The sequence below is a fragment of the Vibrio sp. 10N.222.55.C7 genome (genome assembly GCF_041473335.1).
GTDB classification, from domain to species: domain Bacteria; phylum Pseudomonadota; class Gammaproteobacteria; order Enterobacterales; family Vibrionaceae; genus Vibrio; species Vibrio crassostreae_C.
Map to the genome: position 1 here is coordinate 251,017 of NZ_JBFRSC010000037.1, position 16,088 is coordinate 267,104.

General features: G+C 45.2%; 13 protein-coding genes. 6 read left to right on the forward strand and 7 right to left on the reverse strand.

All coding sequences use genetic code 11. From position 1 onward, the window contains the following. The first annotated feature begins 139 nt into the window (after window positions 1–139). The 4 genes from AB4482_RS13930 to AB4482_RS13945 all read left to right on the forward strand — a co-directional run bounded on the left by AB4482_RS13930 (window position 140) and on the right by AB4482_RS13945 (window position 5,691). Window positions 140–709: a hypothetical protein gene (locus AB4482_RS13930; RefSeq protein ID WP_017065300.1), complete on the forward strand. Its 570-nt coding sequence runs from the start codon at window positions 140–142 to the stop codon at window positions 707–709. Between the two features lie 6 nt (window positions 710–715). Beyond that, window positions 716–4,177 (forward strand): transcription-repair coupling factor, encoded by a 3,462-nt coding sequence (gene mfd / locus AB4482_RS13935; RefSeq protein WP_372052437.1) that lies wholly within the window; start codon window positions 716–718, stop codon window positions 4,175–4,177. A gap of 63 nt (window positions 4,178–4,240) precedes the next feature. After that, window positions 4,241–5,008 (forward strand): peptidoglycan binding protein CsiV, encoded by a 768-nt coding sequence (locus AB4482_RS13940; RefSeq protein ID WP_372052436.1) that lies wholly within the window; start codon window positions 4,241–4,243, stop codon window positions 5,006–5,008. Between the two features lie 137 nt (window positions 5,009–5,145). Further along, window positions 5,146–5,691 carry a GNAT family N-acetyltransferase gene (locus AB4482_RS13945; protein WP_017060225.1) on the forward strand — a complete coding sequence of 182 codons (546 nt, stop codon included), beginning with the start codon at window positions 5,146–5,148 and terminating at the stop codon, window positions 5,689–5,691. Window positions 5,692–5,802: 111 nt separating this feature from the next. Here the strand turns inward: AB4482_RS13945 and AB4482_RS13950 are convergent, their stop codons facing one another. From AB4482_RS13950 to hinT, 7 genes are all read right to left on the reverse strand, one after another. Beyond that, window positions 5,803–7,092 (reverse strand): NAD(P)/FAD-dependent oxidoreductase, encoded by a 1,290-nt coding sequence (locus tag AB4482_RS13950; RefSeq protein ID WP_009847154.1) that lies wholly within the window; start codon window positions 7,090–7,092, stop codon window positions 5,803–5,805. Between the two features lie 512 nt (window positions 7,093–7,604). After that, complete coding sequence (gene ycfP / locus AB4482_RS13955) at window positions 7,605–8,144, reverse strand: alpha/beta hydrolase YcfP (protein ID WP_009847155.1); 540 nt, start codon at window positions 8,142–8,144, stop codon at window positions 7,605–7,607. A 108-nt stretch (window positions 8,145–8,252) separates the two neighbouring features. Next, window positions 8,253–9,107 (reverse strand): phosphotransferase, encoded by an 855-nt coding sequence (locus AB4482_RS13960; protein WP_372181093.1) that lies wholly within the window; start codon window positions 9,105–9,107, stop codon window positions 8,253–8,255. Window positions 9,108–9,292: 185 nt separating this feature from the next. Further along, a complete protein-coding gene (lpoB, locus tag AB4482_RS13965) occupies window positions 9,293–9,883 on the reverse strand; it encodes a penicillin-binding protein activator LpoB (protein ID WP_017060223.1) in 591 nt (196 codons plus the stop codon). A gap of 86 nt (window positions 9,884–9,969) precedes the next feature. Beyond that, window positions 9,970–10,353: a YcfL family protein gene (locus AB4482_RS13970; protein WP_017060222.1), complete on the reverse strand. Its 384-nt coding sequence runs from the start codon at window positions 10,351–10,353 to the stop codon at window positions 9,970–9,972. Beyond that, window positions 10,353–11,744, reverse strand: a complete 1,392-nt coding sequence (locus tag AB4482_RS13975; protein WP_017065296.1) for a COG3014 family protein — start codon at window positions 11,742–11,744, stop codon at window positions 10,353–10,355. The genes AB4482_RS13970 and AB4482_RS13975 overlap by 1 nt, the downstream gene beginning before the upstream one ends. A 277-nt stretch (window positions 11,745–12,021) precedes the next feature. Then, window positions 12,022–12,372, reverse strand: a complete 351-nt coding sequence (gene hinT / locus AB4482_RS13980; protein ID WP_017060220.1) for a purine nucleoside phosphoramidase — start codon at window positions 12,370–12,372, stop codon at window positions 12,022–12,024. Window positions 12,373–12,649: 277 nt separating this feature from the next. On the opposite strand from hinT, the gene AB4482_RS13985 reads away from it, so the two are divergent. Both AB4482_RS13985 and AB4482_RS13990 read left to right on the forward strand, forming a co-directional pair. Then, window positions 12,650–14,641 carry a methyl-accepting chemotaxis protein gene (locus tag AB4482_RS13985; RefSeq protein WP_017068093.1) on the forward strand — a complete coding sequence of 664 codons (1,992 nt, stop codon included), beginning with the start codon at window positions 12,650–12,652 and terminating at the stop codon, window positions 14,639–14,641. A gap of 197 nt (window positions 14,642–14,838) precedes the next feature. Then, a complete protein-coding gene (locus tag AB4482_RS13990) occupies window positions 14,839–16,005 on the forward strand; it encodes a DUF1887 family protein (protein WP_048609362.1) in 1,167 nt (388 codons plus the stop codon). Window positions 16,006–16,088 lie beyond the last annotated feature (83 nt).

Below are 16,088 nucleotides of genomic sequence, written 5' to 3' on the forward strand. Positions count from 1 at the left end.
ACTCAATTAGTTAGGCCTGAAAAACAGAACCCTGTCAAAACACCAAATTTCAAACAACTATTTGATAGTTTCAATTAACTGACCTTGATTACTGCGGCCACATAGCGATAATCAATAGATCACTTCAAGGAACTAACGCATGACAGAACAAGAGTTTTTCACCGTTCACCATAGCCTTACCGCTAATATTGAACCAATGGACAGCGGCTTCACTTTACCTTCTCAAATTCAATTCGAATCTGAGATCCCAGCACCATTTGTGGTGGCAAGTGAATTTAGCCAATTGGATCTGTTAGCTGACAGCGCTCGAGCGGAACTGAAAAACAGCGACTTGAAGAATGTCACCAGTTTATTGGATGCACAAAACTCAAAATTAAACCTCTTGTTGAGCTTTATGTTATCGCAGCAAGATGATGAGAAATTTCGCACTCACACCTATTCATTTGGTGCGAGTCAGTTTTCCTGCTTTTCAAAAGCAGACATCGAACCGGGTCGCTTAGTAAAAGCCAAACTTTTTCTAGAGCACCCAGCTGCAGCCATTTATTGCTACGCAGAAGTATTTGCTAGCGAGGCGAAAGACTCAGGTTTCGAAATCAAATTTAAATACGCTCATCTTCGCGATACCGACCAAGACCTGCTAATTAAAGCGGCACTTTATCAACAACAGAAACTCTTGCGTCAACGCTCTCTAGACCGAGATAACAAGTAAATTAACATGACCAAAAAATCCATATTTACACTACCTAAACTTAAAGGTGCCGGTGACAAAAAGCACATCGGTAACCTAGTCGGTTCGTCTCTCGCTCTTGCCATTGCCAAACTCGCAGAGCAACACAACAGCCATACCGTCTTGGCTGTACCCGACCCACAAGTGGCGCTTAAGCTTCAATCTGAAATTGAACAGTTTACGGCACATGAAGTCGCATTATTCCCTGACTGGGAAACGCTGCCATACGATAGCTTCTCGCCGCACCAAGAGATCATCTCAGATCGTATCGCACGCCTTTACGCACTGCCAACACTAAAAGATGGCATCACGATCGTTCCGATCAGCACGTTATTGCAACGCCAGTCACCGCGTGACTTTTTGCTACAACACACGTTAATGGTGAAAACGGGCGATCTCTACTCTTTAGAGAAACTGCGTCTACAGCTTGAAAAGTCAGGCTATCGTTACGTTGACCAAGTGTTTGGCCCCGGTGAATACGCAAGCCGTGGCTCTATTCTCGATCTGTTCCCAATGGGCAGTAAAGACCCGTATCGAATCGATTTTTTCGATGACGAAATCGACACTATTCGTACTTTCGATCCTGAAAACCAGCGTTCTATCGAAGACATCTCTGAGATCCGCCTGCTGCCTGCTCACGAATTCCCGACCTCGGAAACAGCGATTGAAGATTTCCGTATTCGTTGGCGCCAACAGTTTGATGCGCGCCGCGAACCAGAATCGGTTTATATGCAGGTTTCTAAGGGTACTTGGCCTGCTGGTATCGAGTACTGGCAACCGCTGTTCTTCGATCACACAGAAACCTTGTTTGATTACGTTGCCGATGAAGCGCAACTGCTGATTCTAGGTGATGTCGAGACTGCAGTAGACTCATTCCTAACGGACGTTGCTCATCGATACGAACAGCGCGGTGTTGACCCATTACGGCCACTTCTCACGCCTGAACAACTGTGGTTGAAGAAAGACGAGCTGTTCGCTCACTTCAAACAGAAGCCACAAGTTAACCTGAGTCTAGATTCGATTGAAGAGAAAGCAGGCCGCACCAACTTGCCTGTCGTGTCATTACCTGACCTCAGCGTTCAGCATCAAAATAAAGAACCTTTAGCTAACCTAAGAAAGTTCACAGAAGCCTTCGACGGCAAAGTAGTATTTTCGGTTGAATCAGAAGGTCGTCGTGAAGCGCTGAGTGAACTGCTTCGTGGTATTAAAGTACGACCAAGCGAAGTTGAAAACCTCGATGCCTCAATTAAAGGCAAAGACAAGTTCAGCCTCATCCTTGGCTCTGCTGAACACGGTTTTATCCATGAAGAGCAAAACATCGCCCTTATCTGTGAAAGCGACCTGTTGGGTGATCGCGTTGTTCAGCGCCGTAAGAAAGACAAAAAAAGTGTTAACAGCGACACTGTCATTCGTCACTTAGCCGAACTTAAACCAGGTCAACCTGTAGTGCACATTGACCACGGTATTGGTCGCTACATCGGCTTGCAGACACTCGAAGCCGGTGGCATGAAAACCGAATACGTGACACTTGAGTACCAAAACGATGCCAAGCTGTACGTGCCCGTTGCGTCTTTGAACCTTATTGGACGTTACTCTGGTGGCGCCGAAGAGTCTGCACCGCTACACAAACTAGGTGGTGAGGCGTGGCAAAAAGCGCGTAAGCGTGCCGCTGAAAAAGTACGTGACGTTGCTGCAGAGCTGCTGGATGTTTACGCCAAGCGTGAGCTTAAACCTGGCTATAAATTTGTTTTAGATCGCGGGCAATACGCAACCTTCAAATCTGGCTTCCCGTTTGAAGAAACCGATGACCAAGCGATGGCCATCAATGCTGTTATGTCTGATATGTGCCAAGCCAAAGCCATGGACCGTTTGGTGTGTGGTGATGTTGGCTTTGGTAAAACCGAAGTCGCGATGCGTGCAGCATTCGTTTGTACCGACAACAGCAAACAAGTAGCGGTTTTAGTTCCTACTACTCTACTTGCTCAGCAACACTTCGAAAACTTCCGTGACCGTTTCGCCAACTTGCCGATTCGTGTTGAGGTTCTATCCCGATTCAAATCAGCTAAAGAGCAAAAACTAATCATGCAAGATGTCGCCGACGGTAAAGTGGATATCCTAGTCGGGACTCACAAGCTGCTTTCGAGCGATATTAAGTTTAAAGACCTTGGCCTGCTGGTTGTCGATGAAGAACACAGATTTGGTGTACGTCAGAAAGAGAAAGTGAAAGCGATGCGTGCGGATGTCGATATTCTAACGCTTACTGCGACACCGATCCCGCGAACGCTGAACATGGCAATGAGTGGCATGCGTGACCTTTCGATCATCGCTACACCACCCGCACGACGCTTGGCAATTAAAACCTTCGTTCGCGAGAGTGATGATGCCATCGTCAGAGAAGCGGTGCTGCGTGAAATCATGCGTGGTGGCCAGGTTTACTTCCTACACAACCAAGTCGACACGATTGAGAAAACAGCAGAGTCATTGCAAAAGCTGATTCCAGAGGCGCGCGTGACTGTAGCTCATGGCCAGATGAGAGAGCGCGAACTGGAACGCATCATGAATGACTTCTACCACCAGCGCTTCAACTTACTGGTGTGTACAACCATCATTGAAACCGGTATCGACGTACCAACGGCAAATACCATCTTGATGGACAGAGCCGATAACCTTGGTTTAGCACAGCTGCACCAATTACGTGGTCGTGTAGGTCGTTCGCACCACCAAGCTTATGCTTACTTGTTAACGCCACACCCTAAAGCAATGACCAAAGATGCGATCAAGCGATTGGATGCGATAGCTTCGCTCGAAGACTTGGGCGCAGGCTTTACCCTAGCAACTCACGATTTAGAGATTCGTGGTGCGGGTGAGCTGTTGGGTGATGAACAGAGTGGTCAAATCCAGTCGGTTGGTTTCACCTTGTACATGGAGATGCTTGAACAAGCGGTTGAAGCGTTGAAAGAAGGTCGAGAGCCTTCGCTTGATGATCTATTGCGTGAACAAACTGAAATTGAGATGCGTCTGCCTGCACTATTGCCAGACGACTATATTCCAGACATCAACACGCGTTTATCAACATACAAACGTATTGCGAGTGTGAGTGACACCGACGAATTGGCAGAGTTGAAAGTCGAGCTGATTGATCGCTTCGGCCTTCTGCCTGATGCAACCAAGAACTTGTTATCAGTTTCTGAGCTAAAATTAGCCGCAGCGTCTATCAAAGCGAAGAAAATTGAAGCCCACGATAAGGGTGGATTCTTAGAATTCTACCCGGATGCTGACATAAACCCGACCTACCTTGTTAAACTGTTGCAATCTCAACCGCAAAAGTTTTCAATGGAAGGACCAACAAAGTTCAAGTTTACGATACCATTGGTCGACAGACGGAAGCGAATTCAATTTGTTAGTGATTTATTGGGCGAATTCAGACAAAACTTGCTGCCTTCAGCATAAGACCCAATCCACTTGCACATATAAATTATCCAGCCGGTAGTTCGGCTGGAAGACGGAGTAAAAATGAAAAGACTGATCCCACTGCTACTATTGTTCGTCTCACTGCCAAGTTTGGCGCAGAGACAATTTGATATAGAAGTGATCATTTTTAAGCGCGCTGTTGATGCAGAGAAGGTGAACGAATCTTGGCCAAATACACAGCCTAAGATTTCACTTGAACGCGTTGGTTCATTTCAAGATACCCAATACCGAGAAAAGAAAGGCGTTCAAATGCTACCTTACTCGGAATACAAGTTAACGCCTCAGAAAGACAAGCTACGTAAACACGCTGGCTTTGAAGTTCTGATGCATACCGCTTGGCGTCAAGGCGACCAAGGTAAGAGCTCGGCACCTGTTTTCCATATTCAAGCAGGTAAAGATTTCTCTAAACAGTTTAATGCTGATGGCTCTGAAAAAGGCGCAATCACTGCAGGCAGCGCTGATGGGTTCCAAGAAGAGACCATTGATAAGCCACTCTACGAATTAGACGGCAAGCTGCAAATCTACGTTCAGCACTACCTATACGCTGAAACGACATTAGATTTAAAAGCGCCAAGCGTTCGTGAAGTGACTCTACAAGAGCAACAAATTGAGCTAGATTCACCAGTAAGTGGCGCAGAAAGCAACGTCCAGGTAGGCAATCTAACTGAAATTTCTCCGACGGTTGAAGTCCAAGAGTTCCTTAAGAGCTACCGCATGGACCAAAAACGTCGTATGCGCAGTACAGAAACTCATTACCTTGACCACCCACTTCTTGGAATGGTGATTCAAGTTAGACGTGTAGCGCAGTAAATTACTTGCCGATTCGGCTATAATTATATAAATAATTCAATCCGCCCTCCTAGTGAGGGCGTTTTATTAAGTGCTATCTATCTTTATTCTGTACTGACTCTCTTTGCTCAGTACTTACACGTTACTTGGTACGCTCTATGAGCCCTGAATTTCAGATCAACACACAAAATCTTAGCCTTAAAATCATTGAGGCCTCAGATGCTCAAGAATTTTCTCAGCTGGTTAAGTCCTCCCCTAGCTTGCTGCCATGGGTCGACTGGTGTCATAAAGAGTTTTCTATCGTCGAGGCCGAGAAATTTATTCTGGCAACTCGCCTGAACTGGGTGAAAGCCGATGCGTTTGGCTTTGGCATCTTTGAACGAAAAAGCGATAAGTTAGTCGGTATGGTTGCCATTAATGAGCTTTACCACACCTTTAATATGGCGAGTTTAGGTTATTGGGTCGGTGATGACTTTCAAAGGAGAGGGATCGCCAAAGAAGCGATGTTCGCCCTATTTGAATTTTGTTTCGCGCAACTCAAGTTAACGCGTTTGGAGATTGTCTGCGATACCGAGAACCTACCCAGCCAAAAGTTGATCGAGAAGTGTGGCGCTGAGCGAGAAACCATTGCCCAGAATCGATTTCTGTTTAACGGTAAGCCGAAAGATGGCGTGGTTTATTCTGTGCTACCTCCAACGTCTTAACAGCAGAAATGAGTTCAACACCTGCGATAATCCATAATCGACACGATCAAAAAAGAGCTCCGAAGAGCTCTTTTTTATTATCAGCGTAATGCTCTGAGAAGGCTTACCTGATTAGTGAAGCTTTAGGTTTGGACGAAGTACACGGTTAATACGACCAACCAGCATCATCAGTGATGTTTTGATTAAGCCGTGAAGCGCCATCTGGTGCATGCGGTACAAAGAGATGTAAACCACACGAGCAATACGACCTTCGACCATCATCGAGCCTTTCGTCAGGTTACCCATCAAGCTACCTACCGTAGAGAAACGGCTAAGTGAAACTAGCGAGCCTTTGTCTTTGTAGATGTAGTCTTTCAGGTCACGACCGTTCAACTTAGCAATGATGTTGCTGAACGCACAGCTTGCCATTTGGTGAGCCGCTTGTGCACGTGGCGGAACGAATGAACCGTCTGCTTGTGTACATTGCGCCAAGTCACCGATTGCAAAGATGTTGTCATCCAGTGTTGTTTGCAGCGTGTTCTTCACAACCAACTGGTTGATACGGTTGGTTTCAAGACCACCGATATCTTTCATGAAATCTGGTGCTTTGATACCTGCTGCCCATACCATGATTTGAGCTGGGATCTTGTCACCATCTTTGGTTGTTAGGCCGTCAGAATCCGCCTGAGTCACCATCGTATTCGTACGAACGTTCACACCAAGCTTGGTTAGCTCAGAGTGTGCTGCACTTGAAATACGAGGAGGTAGAGCTGGAAGAATACGCTCACCCGCTTCAACTAGGTTTACGTTCAGCTTGCTTGAATCTAGGTCGCCGAAGCCGTAAGTACGAAGTTCTTTAACGGCGTTGTGTAGCTCTGCAGAAAGCTCTACACCAGTTGCACCAGCACCAACAATCGCGATGTCTACCGTGCCTTGACCGTTCTTAGCGTGAAGCTTTAAGAACTGATTGTTCATTTCTGTACGAAAACGGTGTGCTTGCTCTGGGCTATCAAGGAAAATACAGTTGTCACGAACGCCTGGAGTGTTGAAGTCGTTTGACGTTGAGCCTAGCGCCATCACTAGAATATCGTATTCAAGTTCACGGCTTGGCATCAGCAGTTCACCGTGCTCGTCTGTAAGCTCGCTTAGTGCAATCACTTTACGCTCACGATCGATGTCGTTCAGGCTGCCCATTTGGAAATCGAAGTAATGGTTTTTTGCGTGCGCACGGTAGCTTAATGCATCAACACCTTCATCCAGTGAGCCCGTTGCTACTTCATGAAGTAATGGTTTCCATAGGTGGCTTGCTTTACGGTCTACCAGAGTAATCTGGGCACGTTTCTTACGACCTAAAGTGCGGCCTAGCTTAGTTGCTAGTTCTAAACCACCAGCACCGCCGCCTACTACGATAATTTTTGTCACAATGACAATCCTCTACAAAATGAATAAATGGGGTTCGGCTCGATTACTCCAACCGATAAATTCTATGTATCTACTCGGCCTTGAATGCGAAGGCTGTTACAAATTGGGTTACCGCGAAAAAGAATAACGACAGCTCACCGAGTAGTTAGAGGGGTTACAAACAACAAATAATGGTTTGTTGCTTTGCTCACGTGGATAAAAAAGGTGACTACCTGAGAGGCAGAACACAAATTATGGGCAAGTTTTTTCACTCGCTCTCAATTTTTTTTGATATTTGTCAAAATATTTTGCTTGGGAACATTATATATAGCAAAAAGATGACCGCAACAAAAAAATCCTTACCCTCAATGAGGATTCGCGACTAATTAGTTAACGTTTGCGCAAACTGATCTATAAATGCACAAACCGACCGATAAAACATATACAACTACTTTATCAATACCAATCTCTAAGATTCAGATGTGAAAAAGCAGCACTCATTGAGCACTGCTTTTATAAAACATCTGGATTGATTAAGCGTTTTTGAACGCTTTCATTGCTTGAAGATGTTGAGAGATCTTTTTGAATTTATGACTCTCTTTCTCATCCCAGATTACATCATAGTAATCTTCTAGCGCGGCAGCTGTTTTGGTATTGTCGTGAATTTCATCTTCACGAGAAAGCACCACTAAACAGCGTCCTTTGTTTTTCATGCGGTACTGAGCAACACATTTAGTTGCGATGTCTTCGTACTCTTCTGGACGGTCAATTCGACCTACCATGTTGTTCTCAGGGTGCAGATTAGGGTTGAACACCACCTGCTTAATCCCACATAAGAAACCAATACGCTCAGACCAAAAACCACCTAAACCTACACCACAAATAATGGGATGCGGATCATCGGATTGCTCTATCACTTTATGCACTTCTTTTAGCAGATGCTGCATATCGTGTTTTGGATGCAAAGTACTGTAGTTGATGAAACGAACGTCATCATCAATGAATTGCAACTGCAGTATTTTTTCGTGATTGCCCGGGCTTGTTGAGTCGAAGCCATGTAGATAGATAATCATTGTACCTCCCCCGTTGAATATTGGTACGTTTTGATCAATCTAACACGAAAAACAAGGTTTTAAAGGTAACAGCTGAGAAATTATATTTTTCACCTCCTAAACGTGATCCTAGCTACATAAAGTGTGACTCAGAGCCTCCGCTTCACGCAGATAACTTTCATCACCCCAAAGCTGATGAGCAAGTAAATACCATAGCATCGCCATCATCTGGCTTCTTGGTAACCATGCTTCTACGCCGTCAAGCCAAGGCTGAACATCATGGATGCCTCGCAGCTGACAGTACTTCTCAACCGCTTCTGTGATTGGCGCGCCAGCAACCGCAATGGTTAATGTTAAATCGAGCCTAGGGTCTGCGAGCGCAGCGTATTCCCAATCAATAATCTTAATGCAGTCACTGTTTCTCACTAGGTTATAACCACCTAAGTCAAAATGGCACAAAGACAGGTCAACATTGGTAATACTCGGAGCCACGCGCCACTCTTGATAAATCTGCGTGCAGGCTTCGGTCTTATGAATCGCATCAAGCTGCAGCCAGTAATGGTCGACTCGCGCCGTGAAACTGAATGGTTGCAGTGGTAATCGCGCAGTATTAACCAGGTGAACAGATATCAGCGTTTTCAACAGGTCATCAAGTTCTAGATCTTCGTAAAGTGTCTCACCCGCAATCCATTCAACCAACAAGCCTTGCTCATTCACTACCATTGGGCTTGGCCCAATACCGAGTCGCTCAATGGCAGACAGCACTTGGTACTCTTCATGACGAGAGATGAAGAACGCTTTGGTGATAGGTGTGGTTGGCCGCCAAACATACGCAGTGCCATCGGCTAACACCAACTTCCAACATCGATTGGTCAACCCGCCGGTCAGCGTTTGAGCTCTAACAGGTGGCTCAGAAAAGTAACCATCAAGCGAACTCAAACTGGTATCAAGAAGCTTAGCTTCAGACCAAGAAAAAATTGCCATATTTACTCCCTATAAACGTCTTCATTCCCTACAAAAAAGACACTGACCAAAAGCCAGTGTCTCTTCATAAACAGCACATCATGCACTGCATTGGCGTGTGACCAAGCTATACGCTGTCAAAATTCAGCGCTGCCAATACTAGACGCTGTCAAAACTGGCTGCGTTTAGTTGGCAAGTAAGCAAAATTAAAGGCCTAGTAGGCTCTTAGATTGTTGCTTACGGATTTCAGTCTCGTCAGCCCATTCAATCAAGCCAGACTCAAGGTCCATTAGACGCATCGTCATTTTGTAGTAAACGTCTTCGTCACTACCCGCTTTCTTAACGATGCTTGATAGGTTGCCGTACAGCATGTACTGAGCACCAACCATTTTACCGAATTGAATCGCTGAACTTTGATTTACAAGCTCATCGTTGTTTTGGAAGTTCAATTGGTCACGAACAGACTCTACACGGTCCATATCAACGAAACGGAACTTACCAGAATTCAGCATCTTAGTACTGATAGTGTCAGTGATTGACTCAGTATCGATGTGCTCACTTGTTTTGTTCTTGATTCGCTCTACAAACACGATTGGACGCTGTTCACGAGTAATGTAAGACACAGAACCAGACGCCATCATGCTATCGACCATTTCACCCGCAATCGTTTGAAGGTCAGTTGAACCGAAATCGATTGTCGTGGTTTCTACTGCTTGTGCATCACCGTAGCTTACCTTGTTTGAACAACCACCTAAAATAACCGCTAAACCTAGTAGCGCAATGACACTCTTTTTCATTTTGTTTCCTCAACTTATCACTGAGCGGGGTTACCCACACTCTTAAATTCTTGTATTTACGAATCATGAGACCCGTTTAATCTAACTTACTGCTCTCGGAACTGGACTCTGAACTGAGTCGCTTTCGGGTTTACCGACACTTCCGACAACGAAATACTTTCAAAACCACGAACAATCGCTTGCTTCCAAGGACCTTGTTTAAGGTTGACCTCAAGCCCGGCATCGTCGTACCAGTAAAAACGATAAAGAATATGTTGATCGCCTTTATAGTTACTGTTTAAACGAACGATTCCTCGCGTATGACCGTCGACCAGATCGGTGCGAATATCTTCAACCTGTAAACGGCTGCCCAATACCTTGTCACCAAAGAAAACGTTCTGAGTCAGACTATCGACCCTTACGCCAGCTGTATTATCAGCACAACCAGCCAGAGCCATAACCGCTGCTAAGCTCACTAACCACTTTTTCATTACAGCCTCCCTAGCTGTTTATGCCACATTGTTGCATTGTTTCCTTGTCGAGAAATCCACACCAAGGTGGTCTGCCCTTCTCGAATATCAAAGTCGTAAGTTTTAGCGCCCGCTTCCAACGTATATTGACCGCTATTTGCTACAAACGTACTGCTCTTAATCTCTGCAGGTAATGATTGCCAACTGCGAGTGTCTGGTTGCTCTGTCAGTGTGTTCCACACGTTGAACAGAATATTACCGACATCATCGCCTTTGGTTGCTTCTTTTCGAATGCGATCTTTCGCGACTACACGTAGCGCTTGGCGAATAACAATGCTTGTCATACGTTCCGATAGATCGTTCTGCGCCATCGCGTTTACATCAGTGATCAAATGTTCTTGTAGCGGCTGTCCGCTGATTCGCAAGGCAGAAAAACGCTCTACGTTTTGACTTGGGTAATATGGCAGCGCAAGAGAGTATATTGCCCCCTGATCGCGACTGTCATAAACAGGCAAATCCAGTCGCCAACTGTCCATAGCTTGCACAGCGCTCTGCTCTTGAAGAACAATCACTCGCCCTTCACCTGCACTAAGTTTAGAAGATTGCTTATAGCGTTTTTCTAATGTTGCTAAATCTTGTCGCATCCCTAAACGAGCGGCTGTTGCCATGGTTCTATCGATGATTTCTTGGTTATCTGGCATCACAGCCAAAGCACGACGATAGTCAACGTAGGCGCTGTTTAAATCATTTGACGCTTCATAAAGCAGACCAGACAAGAACATCAGATACGCATTCTGTACTGACTGCAGTTTCTTACCCGCATCAGGGTAATTGGCAAGGATGCTACCCACATTGGCAGACAAGCCTTGCTTCTTCGCATCGCTGGCTGCTTTGTCTAACTCAGCCTCGCGTTGCTTCTTCGCTTGTTCTTGAACTTGGTTGGCGCGACGCATTTCGATCACCGCACCTTCTAAATCGTTTTTCTTGAGGTAATTTAAACCGAGATACAGATGAAGAAAGCCCAACTCGTAATCGGCTGGCACATACTCGGTAATATTGTCATTCACAGCCAACGCACCCACACTGGTTGCACTGTCTGAGATTGAGATCACGGCTTTGCGTTGCTGCTCAGTAACCGCCTGATCAGCCACTTCAAACGAAGCCTTACTCTCAGGGTATTTTTGATCCAGCAGATTAATTCTGCCTCTTTCAAAGTTATCAAGGATGTCGCCTGCCGCGTAATCTGGTAGCTCTTGCTGAGCCTCTGAATAATCTCCAGATTTAACGGCTTGGTAGATCGCTTTGTTTTGTGCGCTGTAATGACTGAACAGGCTTCCTGCAGACATACTCGCACAACCTACGGTCAACGCCGATAACAGGGCAATGGAAGCGAATCTAAACTGTTGCTTCACTTATCGTCTCCGTGCATGTTTAAAATGCCTACTTTATTAGGGTCTGCTGACCTTTAATGGTCTCATTATCAAAACGAAACGCGTTGTAAAAAGGATCTCAAGCCAGTTGAAACCCTACTGATTTAGCCTCTGCCTAGGCGATGCCGATGTTCAGACAACAGATAGAACTTAAAGTTGGCATACAAACTACAAATTTTCCAACTAACTACTTGTGTTAACCCACTAATGAGCGGGTTTAAACTAGCTCATTAGCTTTCATTAACTCGTTAGCTTTTTATTAGCTCATTAATAGGGGGCCAAGTGGACGGCCGCCAACCAAGTGCATGTGAATATGATAAACCTCTTGGCCACCGTGAGAGTTACAGTTCACGATAAGACGATAGCCATCTTCTGCAATGCCCTCTTCTTTTGCTAACTTGCGAGCAACAGTAAACATGCGCCCCATCATCGCTTCATCTTGGACTTCAACATCGTTAGTTGTCGGAATCAGCTTGTTTGGGATGATTAGGATATGGCTTGGCGCGCGAGGGTTAATATCGCGAAATGCGGTTACTAAATCGTCTTGGTATAGTAGATCTGCTGGGATTTCTTTGTTGATGATCTTAGTAAAAATGGTTTCTTCAGCCATGTTTCTCTCCGATAAAACATTTATTTTTTAATGCTTTGAGTATGCGCTATGCCGCATCAAACCACAATAAATCTGCTTTAAAGCATAATAAAAAACACCGTTCAAATCAAAAAAAACGAGCCTTAGCTCTCAAGAATGGCATGTTGGTTATAACTGAGCGCTATTTTTGACGTGTGCGTCATAAAATGCGTAAGCCGAGCTCAATAGAATGCTGATAATTTTGTTAGTTTTACTTTGACCTGACATTAGGTCTGCATTTTTATTTAGGGAGAAAGCCATGAAGGGATCTGTGATCAAGCGTATGTACGCTGGTTTCGCACTGATCATCATCATGTTCGCAGTCACGATAACCATCATGATGAACAGCATGAATCAGATACACAGCAATTTTGAGAGTGTCTCAGAAACCTCATTACCACTTGTCGCGCTTTCAAATCAAACGAGTGTTCAATTGCTTTCTGCTGATAAGTCATTCAAAGATTTCTTAACCACACAAAACGCTGAACGCATGTCTGCAATGCGTACAGAATTTGCTGCATCACAAAACTCGTTTTCAGAAGTTCTCGGTAGTTTAGAAGCGGCAAGCCAAAACAATGCTTCACTTGTTGAACGTATCGCGCAATTAAGAGCAATGGAAGAACGCTACTTCGCCGAAGCTGACGAAGCGATGAACAACTACGTCGCGATGTTCGAAGCACAAGAACAAGTACAAAAAGCGTCTCGTGACTTCCAACGCTTACATTCAGAATTAACCGTTGGTATGAAAGAGTACGTTGCCGACCAAAAAAGCATCTCTGTAAAAGTGATGGCAAAGAGCTACTTCATCAAACTGCAAGACGCAGAAGTTATTACCTCTGATGCACTTGCTAGCTCTGATGTTGCCTTCGTTCAAAAAGCCCTTAACCAAAACAAAAAGGCCGTTACTCATCTTAACTACGCTTATCGAGGTCTATCAACACAACTACCAGCACTTAAAAATGTCTTCGATGAGTCGGTTCAGAAGTTCACCAAAGACGTTGGTCAGAAAGGTGGCGTACTAGACAAACACAACAACTACCTACAAGCCAAACAAGCGTTGTACGTGAACATCGCTAACCTAGCTCTAGAAGTTGACCAAGCGATGGCTGTTTTGGACTCATTCAACGTGACCGCTGAAGAGCAACTTAACTCATCACTCGCTGACGCAAGCAGCATCTACGACAAAGGCCTATTCAACGCGATTGCCATTGGCATTGTTGTGACTGTGTTCGCTGCTGCGATTGGTTACCACATTGCACACAGCGTACGAGAGCCATTAACTCGCATCCTCGGTACATTAGAAGGTCTAACTGAAGGTGATATGACTCAGCGTATCGATATTCGCTACGACAACGAATTCAGCCGCGTGAGCCGTCACATCAACACCTTGGCTGACAACCTGCACAATATCCTTGTGAAGTTGAATGATGCTTCAGATGACTTAACTAAGACTGCAAGCGTCAACCAGAAGACGTCATCTGAAACGCAGGCTCAATTGAACAGCCAACGTGAGCAAACCGCGACTGTTGCGACCGCAATGACAGAGATGTCTCATTCTGTACAAGAAGTGGCGAACAGCGCGCAAAGCTCACTCACCATGGTTCAACAAGTAGAATCGGCTTCTGAGTCTGGTCGTCAGATCATGAACACCAACATCAGCACCATTAATCAGCTTGAAGTTCGCCTTACTGAATCAGTGGGCGCTGTAGGCGAGCTACAACAGATGAGTAGCCAGATTGGTTCAATTCTTGACGTTATTCGTGGTATTGCTGAACAGACCAACCTACTTGCACTTAATGCGGCAATCGAAGCAGCGCGTGCAGGTGAACAAGGTCGTGGTTTTGCAGTCGTTGCCGATGAAGTACGAGTGCTAGCACAGAAGACCACTCAATCGACCTCTGAAATCGAGACTATGATCAGCAATCTGCAATCAAGCTCGAAAACTGCAAGTAACGTAATTGAAAGCTGTATGAGCGATATGGACATGTCGGTTCAACAAGCTTCAAGTGCAAACAGTGCGATGGAAGAGATCCAAGCCTTGATTCTAGAGATCAGCCACATGAGTACACACATCTCTCAAGCAGCCGCTGAGCAGAGTGAAACGTCTGGTGATATTGCACGCAACATCGAAGACATCAACCACATCGCAGATAAGAGTTACCAAGCGATGTCTTCAATTGCGGAGGCAAGCCAAAACCTAACAATTTTGGCGAATCAGCAAGGTGATTTAGTACATCAATTCAAACTATAGATAAATGAAGAATCGATAGATATTTAGTGAGATTGTTGAGACTTCTTACCCAATAGTGGTGACTAATTGAGCTAGGGCAACTTTTATCAAGGGTTGCCCTTGTTTTTTATGAGCTTTGTCATTATATGATTATTAAGGCTTGCTGCTTCCCGTTTTTTCTTTCACCTTTATGAGCGAGCCGCTATTAAGGAATTTATATGGCTGTTCATGTTGGCATTATCGATCAAGACCCTATTCGCTTGCTCACCCCTTTACTTGATAACCGAACGGTCAGCACTCACATCGTGTTTATCGGCGACAAGAATCAAGTCAGTATGTACAAACGTTTAGACAGCGTTTTACAGAAGCGCGACATTACCAGTGAGTTTTTCGAAATTCCGACCATCGTAAACACATCTGTAATCAAAGAATCTATCCAAACTCTTGCCGAAGACCTCAAAGCTCGCGGTCAAGAAGTGAAGCTCAACGCGAGTTGTGGCCTGCGTCACCGCCTACTTTCGGTGTACGAAGTATTCCGTACTTACCACTGGCCAATCTTCGTGGTTGAACCAAACAGTGACAAGCTGTGCTGGTTGTACCCGAACGGAAAAGAAGACGCACAAGTTCAAGACCGCATTACTATCGACGACTACCTAACGGTATTTGGGGCTCGTGGCGAGTTCAGCGATGTTCAGCTATCTCCGCAACTTGATCAGAAACTTTATGAACTGGGTGAACGTTGGGCAAGTAACGCGCTAGAATTGGGCCCAGGCCTTGCGACATTAAACTACCTTGCAACGACCTGCCGTAAAGAACAGAAGCTTGATGTTGGTCTCTCTGAGAAGCAACAAGGTTACCGTGAACTGAACATGCTGTTGAGCGATTTAGTTGAAGCGAAGATTGCGACTTACGACAATGGTATTTTAACTTTTGCTAATGAAGACGCACGCCGCTTCTCAAACGGTGAATGGCTGGAGACTCTGGTTCACAGCACAGTGAAACAAATCCAAGATGACATGCCGACCATTCAAGATCGTTCTTTGAATGTTCAGGTATACCGTCAACTGGGTGAACGTGAGGTTCGTAACGAGCTTGATGTTGCCTCTGTGGTGAACAATAAGCTGCACATCATCGAATGTAAGACCAAAGGCATGCGTGATGATGGTGATGACACCTTGTACAAACTGGAATCGCTTAGAGACCTGCTAGGTGGCCTACAAGCACGTGCAATGTTAGTGAGCTTCCGTCCTCTTCGCCATAACGACATCACACGAGCTGAAGATCTTGGCCTTGCATTGATTGGCCCTGACGAATTGAAAGATCTTAAAACACACCTAACGGCATGGTTTACAGCTGCGGGTGGCAGTGAAGATCTAGAGTACTAAAAACCAATAAGCTCATGAGAGCTCAATGCTCTTAAGCAGATTGTTAAAAAGGCGAATGACGATTAATACCAATTAAAGTAAAA